General features: G+C 38.4%; 14 protein-coding genes and 1 CRISPR repeat array (1 of these 15 running past the window's edge). Of the genes, 13 read left to right on the plus strand and 1 reads right to left on the minus strand.

The window, feature by feature from the left end; translation table 11 throughout:
- Positions 1-162: 162 nt before the first annotated feature.
- Positions 163-1,155: a glutathione S-transferase family protein gene (locus L6494_RS25430; RefSeq protein ID WP_237990516.1), complete on the plus strand. Its 993-nt coding sequence runs from the start codon at positions 163-165 to the stop codon at positions 1,153-1,155.
- 28 nt (positions 1,156-1,183) lie between these two features.
- Here the strand turns inward: L6494_RS25430 and L6494_RS25435 are convergent, their stop codons facing one another.
- On the minus strand, positions 1,184-2,035 hold the full coding sequence (locus tag L6494_RS25435) for a WYL domain-containing protein (RefSeq protein ID WP_237990517.1): 852 nt from the start codon (positions 2,033-2,035) through the stop codon (positions 1,184-1,186).
- 99 nt (positions 2,036-2,134) lie between these two features.
- Between L6494_RS25435 and cas3 the strand changes: the two genes are divergently transcribed.
- The 12 genes from cas3 (at position 2,135) to cas2 (ending at position 15,320) form a co-directional block, all read left to right on the plus strand.
- Positions 2,135-4,351: a type I-D CRISPR-associated helicase Cas3' gene (cas3, locus tag L6494_RS25440; RefSeq protein WP_237990519.1), complete on the plus strand. Its 2,217-nt coding sequence runs from the start codon at positions 2,135-2,137 to the stop codon at positions 4,349-4,351.
- A gap of 275 nt (positions 4,352-4,626) precedes the next feature.
- Positions 4,627-4,872 carry a hypothetical protein gene (locus L6494_RS25445; protein ID WP_237990521.1) on the plus strand — a complete coding sequence of 82 codons (246 nt, stop codon included), beginning with the start codon at positions 4,627-4,629 and terminating at the stop codon, positions 4,870-4,872.
- A 12-nt stretch (positions 4,873-4,884) separates the two neighbouring features.
- On the plus strand, positions 4,885-5,904 hold the full coding sequence (locus L6494_RS25450) for a PDDEXK nuclease domain-containing protein (protein WP_237990523.1): 1,020 nt from the start codon (positions 4,885-4,887) through the stop codon (positions 5,902-5,904).
- A gap of 17 nt (positions 5,905-5,921) precedes the next feature.
- Entirely contained in the window at positions 5,922-6,359 is a 438-nt protein-coding gene (gene hepT / locus L6494_RS25455) for a type VII toxin-antitoxin system HepT family RNase toxin (RefSeq protein ID WP_237990524.1), read from the plus strand.
- Entirely contained in the window at positions 6,352-9,813 is a 3,462-nt protein-coding gene (gene cas10d / locus L6494_RS25460) for a type I-D CRISPR-associated protein Cas10d/Csc3 (protein ID WP_237990526.1), read from the plus strand. The genes hepT and cas10d overlap by 8 nt, the downstream gene beginning before the upstream one ends.
- A gap of 46 nt (positions 9,814-9,859) precedes the next feature.
- Positions 9,860-10,876 (plus strand): type I-D CRISPR-associated protein Cas7/Csc2, encoded by a 1,017-nt coding sequence (gene cas7d, locus L6494_RS25465; RefSeq protein ID WP_237990528.1) that lies wholly within the window; start codon positions 9,860-9,862, stop codon positions 10,874-10,876.
- Positions 10,876-11,583, plus strand: coding sequence for a type I-D CRISPR-associated protein Cas5/Csc1 (gene cas5d, locus L6494_RS25470; RefSeq protein WP_237990529.1), 708 nt, complete (start codon positions 10,876-10,878; stop codon positions 11,581-11,583). The genes cas7d and cas5d overlap by 1 nt, the downstream gene beginning before the upstream one ends.
- Before the next feature lie 20 nt (positions 11,584-11,603).
- A complete protein-coding gene (locus L6494_RS25475) occupies positions 11,604-12,215 on the plus strand; it encodes a 2OG-Fe(II) oxygenase (RefSeq protein WP_237990531.1) in 612 nt (203 codons plus the stop codon).
- Positions 12,216-12,366: 151 nt separating this feature from the next.
- On the plus strand, positions 12,367-13,185 hold the full coding sequence (gene cas6 / locus L6494_RS25480) for a CRISPR-associated endoribonuclease Cas6 (protein WP_237990533.1): 819 nt from the start codon (positions 12,367-12,369) through the stop codon (positions 13,183-13,185).
- A 125-nt stretch (positions 13,186-13,310) separates the two neighbouring features.
- The gene (cas4, locus tag L6494_RS25485) at positions 13,311-13,901 is read left to right on the plus strand and encodes a CRISPR-associated protein Cas4 (protein WP_237990535.1); all 591 of its coding nucleotides are present in this window, start codon (positions 13,311-13,313) and stop codon (positions 13,899-13,901) included.
- 68 nt (positions 13,902-13,969) lie between these two features.
- On the plus strand, positions 13,970-14,974 hold the full coding sequence (cas1d, locus tag L6494_RS25490; RefSeq protein ID WP_237990537.1) for a type I-D CRISPR-associated endonuclease Cas1d: 1,005 nt from the start codon (positions 13,970-13,972) through the stop codon (positions 14,972-14,974).
- Between the two features lie 58 nt (positions 14,975-15,032).
- Complete coding sequence (cas2, locus tag L6494_RS25495) at positions 15,033-15,320, plus strand: CRISPR-associated endonuclease Cas2 (protein WP_190701461.1); 288 nt, start codon at positions 15,033-15,035, stop codon at positions 15,318-15,320.
- Positions 15,321-15,532: 212 nt separating this feature from the next.
- Positions 15,533-16,818: a CRISPR direct-repeat array (repeat unit 37 nt; unit sequence ATTGCAATTTCATTAACTCCCTATCAGGGATTGAAAC) (it continues 1,149 nt past the right edge of the window).

Consider the following 16,818-nt stretch of genomic DNA (forward strand, 5'->3'; position numbering starts at 1 on the left):
GCGGGGTGGGGTTGAATGACTATTGGAAGCATAACTAATTATTTGAACCTGATCTGATGCAGTTAAGTCTGATGGCGAAGTTAGCACTATACATTTTTCCGCTAGCATTCTATCAGGCGCAAGAAAAAATCTGGATTTACTCCACAGGGTTAGCTATCTATCATGACTAGTATCACCAAAACTCAGAAAAAGGGCAAGTCTTTACCTCCAAAGCTTATCATTGGCATGGGTAAATTTGTGTGGACAACCCTTTGGCAGATAATGATGTCAAAACTTGCTCCCCGGAATCAATCAGGAGAATATATTCGCCCTAGTAGCGAATTTAGAAATTTTATCAAAACCGGGGAAGATAGCCCCTATCCACCAGCAACCGGACGTTATACCCTTTATGTAGGTATGGGTTGTCCTTGGGCGCACCGCACCTTAGTAGTTCGGGCGTTGAAAGGATTAGAAACTGTGATATCAATATCGGTGGTTTCTCCTTCTGCGAAAACGGGCGGCTGGGTATTCGACACTCCCGAAGAAAATTGCTCTACTCTAGCGGAGTTATATGCTCTTGCGAAACCTGGTTACAGTGGACGCTCTACAGTGCCGGTATTATGGGACAAACAAACAAAGACTATTGTGAATAATGAGAGTGCAGATATTATTGTGATGCTGAACTCGGAATTTAATGAGTTTGCTTTAAATCCCACACTGAATCTCTACCCAGAGGAGTTAAAACAGCAGATTGACTCTTGGAATGAGAAGATTTACACCTATGTCAACAATGGCGTATATCGTTGTGGTTTTGCTCAGACACAAGAGGCTTACAACAAAGCTTGTGATCAGCTATTCACAACTCTAGATGAGATTGAGGCTGCATTGGCTCATAGTAAATATCTCTGCAAAGATGATGTCACTTTAGCAGATGTGCGGCTGTTCACTACGTTGTTCCGGTTTGATATTGTCTATTATGGTTTGTTTAAGTGTAACTGCCGTAGAATCAAGGATTATGAGCATTTGAGTGTCTATTTACGTAACTTATATCAGCTAAAAGGTGTTGCTGATACTTGTGATTTAGACAGTATAAAGCGAGATTACTACGGCAATCTTTTTCCCCTCAATCCCAGTGGAATTATTCCCTCTGGGCCTGATATGTCTTATTTGAATTAGACGCATGAGGGTTTTAGGAAAAAAGTTGTCAGTCATAATTTTGACAACAACTTAAAAGCTTTTCTTTGATCAGCGATCGCACATTGTCTGGCGATACAATCACACAATCGGGGGTATATTGCATGATTTCCCGAATAAACCAAAATGTATTAGGTACACGCCTCACAACTCGCCGCACTCGTTGTTTGTCTGGTAGCCACTCATTGAAAATATCTTGGGGTTTGGCTTGATAAGCAAAAGCTAAGTTATTTAATAAGTGCATTTCCACTTCGATTTGGTCTAAGTGCGATCGCCATTCACCGTCAATTTGCGTAACGGCAGCATCTAGTATGCGGTCTAAACGAAAACACCAATTATGGGTAAGTTCTGGGATATCCAAGTTTCCTGCTGTCTCCTCACACCAGCAATCAAGATACTCTCGCTTTTCGTGGGGGGTAATTTTGGCATAACGCACTGTAAAATTAAATACTCGTTCGGCTGCATCTTGATAGGAAAGTTGAAAGGGTTGTTCACGGAGAATATAGCGGTCTATTTGTACCCGCCAAGCTGGGGGCGTGTTCCCTAGGAAGGCTTGAATTTCGTTCCGCAGTGGGGTTGATAATTCGCCGCGTTCTAGTAATAATTCAGCAATAATTTGTGCTTGTTCAACTTGTCCAATATCGGTTAAAGCACCAATACACCGATGTAAGGCGCGGATGCGCGATTCTTGCCAATCATTATTTTTACCAATGATTAACTGACGTTGTGCGATCGCTTTGATGAGTTTGGAGATATTGGGATCATCTCCCCACATCATACCGAACTCACGCGCGATCGCTTCTAGTTCGGCTTTATCTCGTTCTGTTACCGACAGGGTTATAGACTGACCTTTACGACTCATGAAAGTATACGGACACTTTTATACTTATTTATCTTGCCAACTTTTATTTTGCGTGCCAATATAGTTTTTAACAACCAGTTACGGACACTATTTAAGTTTATGTCCGAAAATTACAAAATCACTCTCAAACCCGTTTATTCCCAAACAGTCCCCACACCTGATGGGGTGCAAATACCTAAAGATTGGTCACTATCTTGGCATCAAGTCGCTACCTTAGAAGCACTACGCAATCCCAATATTGACGTAGTATTCAACACTGCTATGACAGGCGACGGTAAAAGTCTCGCCGGATACCTGGATATTTTGCAAAGACACTCTCCGGTTTTAGGGCTATATCCCACAAACGAACTCGCCAGAGATCAAGAAAAACAAATTAGAGGATATATTGATAAATTTCAGCCTGAACATAAACCGCGTGTTAATCGTTTAAGTGGACAAGAATTAGAAATTTATGCTGAAGAAGAAAACTTAAAAAAAGGAGTAGCTTTAGAAACTCGCGCTGGGCAATCTGAAATTTTGCTGACCAATCCTGATATTTTTCACTATCTACACTATGGGGCATATTTACTTTATAAAGATAATCCAGATAAACTCTGGAACAGAATAGATAAGCATTTCAATGTCATTCTTTTTGATGAATTCCACGTATTCCAAGCACCACAAATCGCCAGTGTAATCAACACAATGCTATTGATTCGTCACACCAACAGAAGTAAAAAGTTTTTATTTCTTTCTGCTACACCAAATCCGCAATTAATTGAGAGACTTAAATTAGTAGGTTTTCGCTGCCATGAAATCAACCCACTTGAAGAGGATAAATATCAATTTACTGATAATCTTACTAAATCTGAGCATCTAAAAACCCAATCTTGGCGAAAAGTTGTAGGGAAAATATCATTGCAGTTTATCTGTTTAGAATCTAAGCCTAAAGCTTCTGAAACTTGGTTAAAAGATAATGCAGCATTGATTTTAGATCATTTACAAAAGTATCCAGGTAGCAAAGGTGCAATTATTCTTAGTTCTATTGCTGCTGTGAAACGATTAAAGGATTTTTTTACACCTTTTCTCCAGCCGTATAATTTCACAGTTGAAGAAAATACTGGTTTATCTGGAAAAAAAAGTAAAGAAGAATCGTTAAATGCTGATTTAGTTTTGGGAACTAGCACTATTGATGTGGGTGTTGATTTCACAATCAATTTCTTGTTTTTTGAATCAGCCGATGCAGGTAATTTTATCCAGCGTTTAGGGAGACTAGGAAGACATGATGCTTATGAACGTAACGGACAGCAGATTAATTTTACTAACTTTACTGCTTATGCACTTGTCCCTGAATTTTTGGTGAAAAGGCTTTTTGAAAAAGATGAGAAGGATGAAGCACCACCATTGAAGTCAGGCGAAGTTTATGAACGTCCATTTTTTCATGATCAAATTAGGGATAAATACCGCAAAATTAATGATTTTACAGGCTATTACTTTAAATGGGGTGTTGTTCAATCTATGCGACTGGTTCGACAGTTGGGACATCCTAATATTAGACAGCAATATGCAGCAGGTAGTCAGGAAGCACTAAAGAAAGATTGTGAGATAGTTTTCAGCACTGATAAAAGACAAGCCAATCTTAAAGCAGCTTTTGTCCGTAGCAAAGAATGGGAAGAAAAATGGCACAAACTTTCAGGAACAGATAAGGGAAATCCGATTTTAGAGGAGGCTGTGAGTTTTCGGGGTAAGAGTCCTTTACTGTGTGGAATTTACGATAATACCGAGCAAAATGAGGCTGATAAGTTCAAAACCTACGATTTACCAGGAATTCTCAGCAACTTGGAAATTGAACCGATGAAGGGGACAGAATTTGAACGGTTGCGACAAGTAACAGCAGAACGCGCAGATACAACTATTCCCAAAGGCAGATTTAAAAACTGTCTAGGATTTATGAAATTACTTCGTTATCGAGAAGAAAGACTAGATTGGAAATTTACTTATCCTGGAGACTTGAAACCCTTTGCTGATACTTGGGATGTCCAGGTGTTGTTGGGTATTCAGGTTTGGCAACCTGCAAACTATTGGATTAGTGAAATTAACAAGCAATTGAAGAAACAGGCATTAGTTAGTTATCTGCTGCCTTTTCCCTTAGAGAGAGTACGTCAGCAAGGACGATTGCCAATGCACTTTCAGATTTACCCAATTAGTGACCAATATAGTGTTCTAGACAATACACCACCATACTGTATTGCCTTTGGGCAGTCTGCACTATTGCTAGACACCTTGACACATTGGTTTAAGAGTAAAGGGGATGAGATATGGATAACGCCGTGTTGAGATCCCTAATAGGGATTCGCTGCTTTGTCAGCAGGGTGGGTTCAGTATCAGTGAATTATGAGTCTGTGTTTCAATCCCTAAGAAGGGATTATTTAAAGACCCCACCACTATAAGATAGCACGAAAGAGGCATTCACAGTCGAATTTACTTATGGTTACAGAATCATTATTCACAGATATTGTAGTGATAGAGTGCTTTTTCGATAAAAATCAATGGTCTCAGAAAAAATAGTATGCTAGGCTCTAAAGTGATCCTTTAAACCAGGAAACACTTAGATGCAAAGCCAAAACTCTGACCCCTTAGACCAACTCCGTTATGCCATCAATGATCTGATTGATCGCATTAAAGTGCAGCAGCAGCACAATATCATTCAAGATAATCGACTCTCAGACCATGACCATAGAATTGAGGAAACGGAGGAATCAATCCAATTGTTATGCAGAAAATTTGCTCAATTCGACTATCTAATTGGGAGAAATCAGGAACTAGAAGAAAAAAACGATTTTTACTATAGAGATTGAAATATTGTCATTATGAGTAATTCTATTTCTGACGATTACAGAAATCTACTTATGGAAGTACAACAACGGATTCGTTCAGCCCAGTACGAAGCATTAAAGGCAGTTAATCGGGAAATGATTAACCTGTATTGGGATATTGGGCAGATGATTGTTATCAAACAACAGGATGCTAGTTGGGGTAAATCAGTAGTAGAACAGCTAGCAAAAGATTTACAAGCAGAATTTCCTGGTATTAGCGGTTTTTCTGCTCGAAATATTTGGAATATGCGGAATTTTTACGTCACATATCGCCAAAATGAAAAACTGCAACCATTGGTTGCAGAAATTGGATGGACTCACAATTTGGTCATTTTAGAAAAGTGCAAAGATGACTTAGAACGAGAATTTTACATTAGAATGACTCGGAAGTTTGGTTGGACAAAAAACGTTTTAATTCACCAAATTGAAAATCAAACTTATGAAAAAACTCTGCTTAATCAAACTAATTTTGATCAAAGTATTTCAGCAGAGATAAGTAACCAATTAAAGCTAGCAGTTAAAGATGAATATACTTTTGATTTTTTGGAACTAGCAGATGAACACAGCGAACGACAGCTAGAAGAGTCAATTTTAGGAAAAGTTCAACCATTTTTACAAGAAATGGGTGGAATATTTGCCTTTATTGGTAGCCAATATCGTTTAGAAGTTGATGATGAAGAATATTTTATAGATATCCTATTATATCATCGCCGTTTAAAATGTTTGGTTGCAATAGAATTAAAAATTGGTAAATTTTTACCTGAATATGTTGGCAAAATGCAGTTTTATTTAGCTGTTCTAGACAACACGGTAAAGCTACCAGAAGAAAATCCTTCTATTGGCATTATTCTTTGTAAATCCAAACAGAGAACTATTGTTGAATATGCACTAAAGGAATCTAATAAACCAATTGGTGTTGCAACTTACCAAATAGTTTCTAAAGTACCACAAGAATTAAAAAATCAACTTCCAGATCCAGAACAAGTTGCTAAACTCCTAGAAGGATTTGAATAAATATTTGGAATTTAAAAATGAATATAGATAAACTCACTTTAGCCAAAATAAAATTAATCAGAAAATATTACCAGACTTTAGAAAATTTTAGTTCTATTAGCCTTGATGATTTCTTGGATGATTATTATCAACAACTTCTTGCAGAAAGACTCTTGCATCTAATAAATCAAGCCGCAGTAGATGTCAATCACCATATCTTATCAAAACTAAATCCTGGAAATCATAATAATAACTTTGAATCTTTCACAGAGCTTACTAAATATAAAGTAATCACACCAGAATTAGCAAAGCAGTTAGCACCATCAGAAAGACTAATAAAACATCTAGTTTATGAATATGATGAGATAGATCCAAGTCAAGTTTTCAGAGAAGTTAATTTTGCTTTACAGCAATATCCACTTTACCTTAGACAAATCAACACTTATTTAATTTCCTTGAATCAAGAACATGGCTAAAAAAACCAAGAAATCAGATGAATATCAACAACTATCACTCTTAGAAGCAGAAACAGAAAATGATTCAACTTCCGAACTATTAGATGATGATTGGATGTCTGGAGATGATTCTGACTTTCAAGAAACATCTAATCTAAAAGTTGAAACACAATCAGCAGAACTCTTAACCCTAAAATTACTGCAAGATGCAATTAAATCAGAAAACGATGATGATTTAATTATGCAGGAATTTAGTGATTACGTTTTACCCAATCTTTTACGGGTAGCAGTTGGAGTTACAGCCAAAGGTGGCAAATTTTTTGATTATTTCGATGAAAAGAGAGAAAGGGAGATAGATGATTTCCACAAAAATAATTTAGGAAAAAGTCACAAAATAAAAGAGCCGAAAAAACTTAATCGAAGAAATGCAGGTGATCAATCTTTAAATACTCATTTACTCAATGGTTTACTACCAGCTAATTTAATAGAACGTTGTCTAAATAAACTTGATACCACTGCAAAAAGGGTAATTCGAGAACAAGAAAGACGTTTATTAATTGCTGGGTTTATTTTACATGATTTTGAAAAGTTTGATTATCGGTTATTTCCTGAAATGCCAGATAATTATAAAGCAATCAGCCAAGATAAAGAGCAAGACATTCGCAAGTTATCTGTAGATGCCCATCGCAAAATTATAGATATTATAGTCTGTGAATTGGGTCTTGATAAATTTGTTAGTCCTGATGAAGCAACAGCATGGCAAGAATATCGAGATGATTTGTTATTTATTGCCTACAATGCCCAGCGTCGAAATGATACAAATCTCAATGTTTCTGAGTATGGTTTACAGCCAATAATTGATGATTATATCCTGATATGTCTTGCTGATTTAACTTGTTTAGCTGATTTACTTTCCTCAGTTATTAAGCATCCTCAAGATGCAGAACACCAGGGATTAAATGGAATTCTCCACAGCCTCAGTGATGGACAATTAAAATTTACCTATCACAGTATTGCTGAAAATAGAGGGGTTTTAACTAATGTAGTTAACAATGCTTTAATTCAGGCTCATACCAGTCTGAATACAGATGAGCATACCTACTATGAACCTTTGCTATATCTGCCTACGGGTGTAATTTATTTGGCTGAACGTCATGCACCTCCTATTTCACCGCAAGATTTACCAAACCGGGTAGTTGATAATATTAAATCACTTTGTGCAGGACAACTGCGCCTGAGACAAACGGGTTTTGGTAGAGATGGGAAAGGCATGAAATATGCCGAATATTACAACTTATTTTTTGATTCTCCTGGCTTGATGCAGGTAGCTTTAGATGCAACTTTACGCATCTTAAACCCAAACAAAGTTTCAGTTGCTAAAAGTCGCAGTGATAATTTAATTAAATTTCAAAAACAAGGTGTTTTACCTGCTGACTATGACTTTAAATTTGATGATGATATCCGCATTGACCAAATAGCAGAGTTTGGTGATTTAGTTAGTCGCAAAATTTGGGATGAAACCGTAAATCGGATTGCGGATATTCGCAAGAAAAATAAAAATCTGTCAGAAGTACCAACTTTAGAGTTAACGCACAAAGTTGCAGAATTTTGGAACTTGACAGGATACTTACCCCAAATTAGAGAAATTCAGCATATCAACGAAAGTCTCAAAGAAAATAAATTAAAAGGCAATACTGGAGGCGTACCTTATGAATGGTACTATCTCGCAGCTAAATATTTAGAAAATCATCCTGGGATTGAGAGTGTTCGTGAAACTTGTCAGCAAGTGATTCAATATCTCACAGGCTTAATTTCACCCATCATTGCACAGTACGAATTACCCGATGGTTGGGATGATTTAAGACTTTGGGTATCACGCGTTGTGATGTTACCCAATACGAATCGAGAAACATCAGATAAAACTCAAGTCGATACATTTTTAGCTGAGTTGAATAATTATAATGCTGCCAAAAAACCAGGACGGGGAAAACAATTAATTTGCTCAATCTCCCATTCTGCTTATACAGTAACAGAACAGATGGAATCGGCAGTTTTATTTACGCCTCAAGTTTATACAAACAAGCAAATGTTAGGAGGTTCTAACGCTAAACGCAATATCTCTAGTATTGCAGGTGTGGAGATGATGCTGAGGCAAATTTTAATGAATCAAACTCAAGCCGTGGGTAAACGATTTGAAGATGGGAAATATCGCTATCTCTATTTTTACCCGACTTATTATTTCACACCAGAAACCAATAAGTTTTTACAGAAAGCCTACAACGGTATTGCTCAAACTCGTTTTGATACGAGCATCCGTAACCACTTTATTAGTAAAGATTTACAAGCAAACTTAGAACGAGAAAATTATCAAAGTGTAGATGCTTTCTTAATTGATGAAAACTTAGAACGTGATAAAGACCGTACATTTAAACTGTCTTATCCCGAAGACCAACCTTTAACATTTTACTTCATGGCATTACCGCCAGGACGAGATAGCAGCGATACCGAATCTTGGATAATGCCTAGTTGGTTAGCGTTTGCTTTCCCAATGATTTTAGATGTTAAAACTGTGGTGTCTGAGTCACCAATTCCGCCTTTTAATGATGGTGCTGAATTTGAAGAAAGCGTTTTTCTGGATAGTGCGCCTCATGCTTTCCGTGCATTAGTCAGACGCGATCGCTTTCGTCTAGATTACATCCTGGAAGGTTGGGATGAAAACGGCATCCAATACCCCGCACCTCTAAATGTGCTTACCGCCGCCTATGCAATTCACCTTGATGTGAATGCTAGACAAGGTAAATCTGGTTATGATGCCAACTGGGGTAGATTTACTGAACTGGCAAAGGATTTTGAAACCAGTCCTTTGTACGTCTTTTATTACCTCAATCGTTGGGTGCGTAACCAAGGAGTAGAAACAGCACGCATCGAGAAAATTAGGCTTTATGCCTATCATTTTTATCCTTGTTTTGATCCTTATGTGCAGTATGACATGAATACGAAAACGTTGATTGTGAAAGAAGAATCAAGTCTGAATCATCCTAAGAATTTAACAGAGCTTTATCGCCGCTTTTATCGGGCAAATAAGCGTTATAATCCTAAATCTAACGCTGTGTTAAAACCTATTGATATTGCGGCGGAAACTATCCTTAAAGCTGAGTCGAGTGTATTTCAAGGAGAAACCTTAGTTGTAGGAGTAGCAGCAGAAGTTTTCAAACTCATGGATCGCGTTCATGCTTCCACTGCTGAAGGACGCTGGGTAATGAGTAAACGGGAAGAAGAAAGACAAGCTGTGTTGGATTTTGCTAAGTATTTTGTCATCGAAGTATTTGAGAAAGCATTTGCAGGCGATCGCGCACGTTTAGCAGGTCGTCAACTCAATTTAATTCGAGACACTTGTGAGTTTCTTTACCGTCTAGAAGATGACAAAGAAAACGCAGGTAAAGACAATAAGCCTACCGAATCTGATGATGCTTAACAAGTGATCTTACCTCAACAATTACTAAATTATTTGGAGATTAATTATGGCATTGCTCAAAACTCTTGATTCACAACTATTCCAAGCAGAAATTCCTTACAAACCAATGGGTAAATATGCCCACTTTCTCACAATTCGCATCACTGAATCTTACCCTTTATTTCAGACAGACGGAGAATTAAATAAAGCACGAGTCAGAGCCGGGGTTAAAGATAAGACAACAATTAGCCGTTTGTCAATGTTCAAGCGTAAACAATCTACCCCAGAACGTTTAGTAGGGAGGGAATTACTTCGCAAATATGAATTAGTCAAACCTGAAGAATGCGAATATAACGTCAACTTTGCAATGGATAATCCTGACTGTATTATTTACGGTTTTGCGATTGGTGATTCTGGTTCAGAAAAATCAAAAGTTGTAGTAGACACAGCATTTTCAATTACTGCGTTCGATGAATCTCACGAAACCTTTACTTTGAATGCTCCCTTTGAAAATGGGACAATGGCTTCTAAGGGTGAAAATGGTTCTAAACCTGGTGAAGTTACTAGTCGAATTAATCAACAAGACCACATCAGACCCCAAGTTTTCTTTCCTAGTATCGTCACCCTAAAAGACCCCACAGAAGCTAGCTTCCTTTACGTGTTTAATAACATCTTGCGGACACGTCATTATGGAGCGCAAACAACCCGTACAGGTAGAGTGAGAAATGAGTTAATTGGGGTTGTATTTGCTGATGGAGAAATTACTAGTAATTTACGCTGGACTCAAGCAATATATGACCAGATGAAAGCTAATAATTCTTTAAATTCTCCTGATCCTCTGGATGAAGATGAAGTAATTACTGCTGCTAAAAATGCCATTGAAACTTTGATGTCTGAAGAATTTATTGTACATACTGATTTTATTGGTGATGCTTTTGAACCTCTATTAAAAGAAGTGAAGAACCTCACTACTAGCGAAACAGGAATTAAAAGTATTTTACAAAAAGCTGATGCTGAAGCTAAAGCTTATGCTAATAAACACATTAGTAAAAAGAAAACTGCTGCGAAAGCGGGGAAAGAGTGATGGTATTGATTTACCGTTGTCAATTAGAATTGCATGACAGCCTTTATTATGCCACGCGTGAAATTGGGCGATTGTATGAAACAGAGCCAATCATTCACAATTATGCTCTCTGTTATGCACTGGGTTTAGTTGATAGCCAAATCTATTGTACTACCGTGGCTGAAGAACATTCCTATCGCTATTTCTGTCCTGAACAAGTACCAAAATATGAAGAGCATTTAACGCCGCTTAATCAACAGGGTATTTATGTTACTCCTGCATTAGCTATTAGTCATTCTGCAATTCTCAACACATGGAAGTATGCTAACAATAACTATCATGTGGAGATGGAGAAAACGCAGAAAAACATCCCTAGTTTTGGGAGAGCCAAAGAAATAGCACCAGAAAGTCAATTTGAGTTTTTTGTAATTTCTCAAAAAGAACTCAAATTACCAAAATGGCTTCGCTTGGGTAAGTGGATGAGTAAAGCTGAGTTGACAGTTGAGCAATTACCTAAACCTCAAAATGCTGAAGGTTTATTCACCTGCAAACATCCCTTAAATCCTTTAGATGTGATGTTTTCTAATCAAGTGATTAGCTACGATGTGGTGAATATGCCTCCAGTTAGTTTAATTCAGAATGTGCAAATGCGAGGGCAATATTACCAATTTACTGAGATGAAAGACATCAAAATTCCGGCTCGAATGGCTTATCATTTTCGTAGTTAATAATTACTGTGCGATCGCTTGTGAAACACTATCAACAACAACCCAACGCCTTCCCCAGCGATTATCTCAGCCACTTGTGGGGAGAAATCCATGCTTGTCCTTACTTTGCAATCAACAACCTCAACCGCGATTTTGTGGGGACTAAGGGATTTTCTGTGGTGTTTGTGCGATCGCACCTCTCTACAGTAGAACAACAGTTTCCTTACTTCAAGCCTTACCTAGATTTAGCTCTCCAGCCTAACTGTAACGCTTTCTACCTCAACCCCTTACTACTCAAGGAAGGCTCTCGCGTTGATCCGCATATAGATCGCTCTCTGCGTTCCTACTGCAAAACCATAGAACCGCCTACCCTTGTGAGTGTTCTATATGTGCGTGTACCTCTCAACATGGAAGGGGGAGAATTGATACTCAAAGCGCACAAACGCCAACTTGGACAAGTTAAGCCTCAAATGAATACTTTACTATACTTTCAAGGTGACTTAACCCATGCTGTCAACCCTGTCAAAACCCCCGGATATCGTCTGAGTTTGGTTTGCGAACAGTATAGTTTAAGTGATGTAGAACTCCAGGAAATCCCACCCTTTACAGTAGAGTCGCGGGTTGCTCAGTCTACAACAAAAAAACGTAAATAGGCTTTTGAATTTTGAATTTTGGGCGTTGCTGATTAGTGGGATGATTTTTGTCTCACGCAAAGGCGCAAAGACACAAAGAATCAATATCCTGTTTTGTACAAAAGTCTCAATTCATCCCGCATTTATGCAACGCCGAATTTTGAATTAATATATGCCTCATAGCCTGATTCTCAACCTACTTCCCCAGTCTCCCATCTACCCCCAATTCCTCACAGGTAGACACTACCATGCTTTATTCCTCACCCTAGTTAGTTCTGTTGATCCAGCCTTGGGAGAATATCTGCATAACTCCAAGGCGGATAAAGCCTTTACCCTCTCACCCCTACAAATACAACAACGAACAAAACCAGATCACTACAGTTTGCAATTAAGTCATCAAAAACCCATCCCGGCTGGTACTCCCTGCTGGTGGCGCGTTTCCCTGCTTGATGACACCCTATTTAGTAAGCTAACTCCACTGTGGCTAAATCTCAACCCTGAACACCCTTGGCATTTAGGTTCAGCCAACTTGTATATTACCAGCATCCAAGGTACACCCCAATCAATACAACCCTGGGCGAACGCTTGCAGCTATGCTCAATTATATGAACAAGCCAGCGAGAGCGATCGCGCCTTAAACTTCCTCTTCGCCACCCCCGTAGCCTTCCGCCAAGGGACATACGATACATTTTTACCCACTAGAGAATGTATCTTTAACAGTCTTCTCAGCCGTTGGCAAAAATATAGCGGAATTGAACTCAGCAATATATCATTTGACTCAATTTATCCCAGTTGTTTTAATATTAATACCGAAATAGTTCGCAACTACGACAGCAAATTTATAGGGTGCATTGGTGAAATTGGCTATCGAATTTTAGGAGAGATTGAACCTAATACAATTAAACAAATTAACGCTTTAGCTGACTTTGCCTTATACGCAGGAATCGGGCGAAAAACAACAATGGGAATGGGAATGGTCAGAAGGAGATAGGGGAAGATTTTCATCATTACTTGTGGACTAACTCGGCATTAATGAGAGTATCAATTAACTCTCTCTGCGTCTCTGCGCCTCTGCGTGCATAAATCATATCTACCACGATCCTAAATAAAAAATCCATGAAAGATCATGATTACATTTCAATCGCAGCCTTGAACCAATACGCCTATTGTCCTCATCGCTGCTGGCGGATGTTTTGTGCTGGAGAATTTATTGATAATCAATATACAATTGAAGGCACAAGTTTACATGAACGAGTCCATACAGTTGGAGAGATAAATCGTGAGGATACTTGGCAAGTTCGAGCAATTTGGTTGAAATCTGACAATTATAAACTAATAGGTAAATCAGATTTAATTGAAGCCGAAAATGGTGAATATTATCCCATCGAATACAAGCGGGGACGCAAAGGTGAATGGGATAATGATGAAATGCAAGTTTGCGCTCAGGCTTTGTGTTTAGAAGAAATGACGGGTAAAACTATCAACACAGGCTACATTTATTATGCTCATTCACACCAACGTCAGTTAGTAGAAATTAATCAAGAATTGCGTCAAACTGCGATTTCTGTTATTGAATCTGTGCAGCAGTTGTTATTTACGGGTAGGATGCCAACTGCTATTAAAACTAAACGTTGTGATGGGTGCAGTCTTTACGCTTCATGTTTACCTCAAGCAATTGATAAAGTTAGGCGTTATCAAGAAGCTTAGGTGACAGGTGACAGGGGACAGGAAAGAGAATGGACTTTCTTAAATGCAACTGAATTAGGAAACATACTATGGGAACAGTTTACATTACTCAAGATGATGCTTTTATCGGTAAAATTGATGAGCGTCTTAACGTCAGGTTTGATAAAAAGACGATTTTAGATATCCCACTTTTAAAAATTGATGGGGTTGTAGTTTTAGGACGTGCGACTGTTTCACCGGCTGTAATTTCGGAATTACTTCAACGTCACATTACATTAACATTTCTGACTGATACAGGTCGTTATTTGGGACACTTACAGCCAGAGGTTACTAAGAATATATTTGTTCGCAAGGCGCAATGGCAAGCGGCTGGAGAATCACCGCAGGCTATTCATTTGGTACAAGGTTTTGTCAGAGGTAAACTAAAAAATTACCGTCATTTATTACTGCGTCGTCAGCGAGAAACTACAGATTTAGATTTATCCAAGAATATTACTCGCATTGAGCAGGCGATCGCACCAATTGACGCAACACATAATATAGATTCCCTGCGAGGCTTGGAAGGTGCAGGTAGTGCGGCTTATTTTGGTTGCTTTAATGAGATTATTCGCGTGATGGAATTTGAATTTACTCACCGTAACCGCCGGCCACCTAAAGACCCGGTGAACTCCTTACTCAGCTTTGGTTATGCTTTGCTGCGTCATGATGTCCAAGGTGCAGTTAATATTGTTGGTTTTGACCCATATTTAGGTTATTTGCATTGTGAACGTTATGGGAGACCATCTCTAGCACTAGATTTAATGGAAGAATTTCGTCCTATAGTCGTTGATGCGGTGGTGTTATCTGCGTTAAATAAACGTTTGTTGACACCTACGGATTTTGTTACAGAACCTTTGAGTGGTGCGGTTTCCCTGATTCCTGAAGCGCGAAAAACATTTTTGAAGTTATATCAACAGAAGAAGCTTTCGGAATTTAAACATCCAGTATTGGGACGTAAATGTACTTATCAGGAAGCCTTTGAATTGCAAGCTCGATTAATGTCTAAATATCTCATGGGTGAAACGGAAAAGTACCCTCCTTTGGTTTTGAAGTGAATGTAAGGGATTGGGGACTGGGGATTGCACTTCGACACTTAAAAGGTAGACAGTAGACATGAATGTTGTTATTTCTTACGATATTTCAGAAGACAAGCGACGTACTAAAATCCACAACATCCTCAAGTCTTATGGGCAGTGGGTGCAGTATAGTATATTTGAATGTCAGCTAAATGATACACAGTATGCTAAACTGCGATCGCGCCTCAATAAGTTGATTAAAAGCGATACCGACAGCATCCGTTTTTATTTCTTATGTGCTTGCTGCTTTGGTAAGGTTGAACGTATCGGCGGCGAACCAGTCCGCGATGACACCATTTTCTTCGCCGAATGCGCGGATGGGTAGGTGTTGAAAAGGCAGTTTCTACAAAAATGGTTGCAACTCTCTCTGTATAAGACTTTTAACGATTAACTCATGTTAAAATACCCGCGCACCTTATATAGACTGACTTTTAGCCATTTTTGTATTGCCGTTTTGCGATCGCTTGTGTTATCATTCCACTATCCGCGATTCAGTACCTTGAAAACTTCATATAGCTTGGCTTTCAGGCTTCCGCTATTGCAATTTCATTAACTCCCTATCAGGGATTGAAACAAGGGTGAGAAAATTTATTTTGATTTTAAAAATGGATTGCAATTTCATTAACTCCCTATCAGGGATTGAAACTCTGGCATCTTGAATAGAATCATATTCGTAACTAGATTGCAATTTCATTAACTCCCTATCAGGGATTGAAACAAAAGCCTTCGTAGAGATGCTACAACCCTAAAGTAATTGCAATTTCATTAACTCCCTATCAGGGATTGAAACAGCCCAATTTGAACGGCTAGACGACTGAAGCTAATTGCAATTTCATTAACTCCCTATCAGGGATTGAAACGCATTGTGAGAGTGGGGGGCAATTTGGAATTGAAATTGCAATTTCATTAACTCCCTATCAGGGATTGAAACGTTGGGGATGATGAAGCAGACAGGACAGCAGCATCATTGCAATTTCATTAACTCCCTATCAGGGATTGAAACATTGGAAACGCTTAGGGTCTAGATGTAATTCGCTATTGCAATTTCATTAACTCCCTATCAGGGATTGAAACCAGGCGAATCAAGAAGCAAGATATCAGGATTTACGATTGCAATTTCATTAACTCCCTATCAGGGATTGAAACAAAGTACAGGTAAGGTGGGGAGTTGGGGAGAGTGATTGCAATTTCATTAACTCCCTATCAGGGATTGAAACATTAAGTCGATGCTGTAAGTCTGGTAACTCTGGAATTGCAATTTCATTAACTCCCTATCAGGGATTGAAACAGGAGTACAAGTACAACCAGGATTATAAATAATATTAATTGCAATTTCATTAACTCCCTATCAGGGATTGAAACGCGACGGATTCATCTATGGGTGCTGAAGCCCGGTATTGCAATTTCATTAACTCCCTATCAGGGATTGAAACAATTCCTTCAATTATCAGGGGGAACAAGCATCTTATTGCAATTTCATTAACTCCCTATCAGGGATTGAAACAATATAGATTCCCCTATACTGCCACGCAAATCATGAAATTGCAATTTCATTAACTCCCTATCAGGGATTGAAACGAGAATTCTTAACTGACGCTACTTGTTGTCCAATATTGCAATTTCATTAACTCCCTATCAGGGATTGAAACAACGCATTGAGAAAGCCTACCAATTATTTTTTAAAATTGCAATTTCATTAACTCCCTATCAGGGATTGAAACTGGGAATTTTCTAATCGAAACATTCCACCCCCAGATTGCAATTTCATTAACTCCCTATCAGGGATTGAAACGATACCTTAATTCGCGACATCGTATCAGAAG

Source organism: Nostoc sp. UHCC 0870 (assembly GCF_022063185.1).
Lineage (GTDB): Bacteria > Cyanobacteriota > Cyanobacteriia > Cyanobacteriales > Nostocaceae > Trichormus.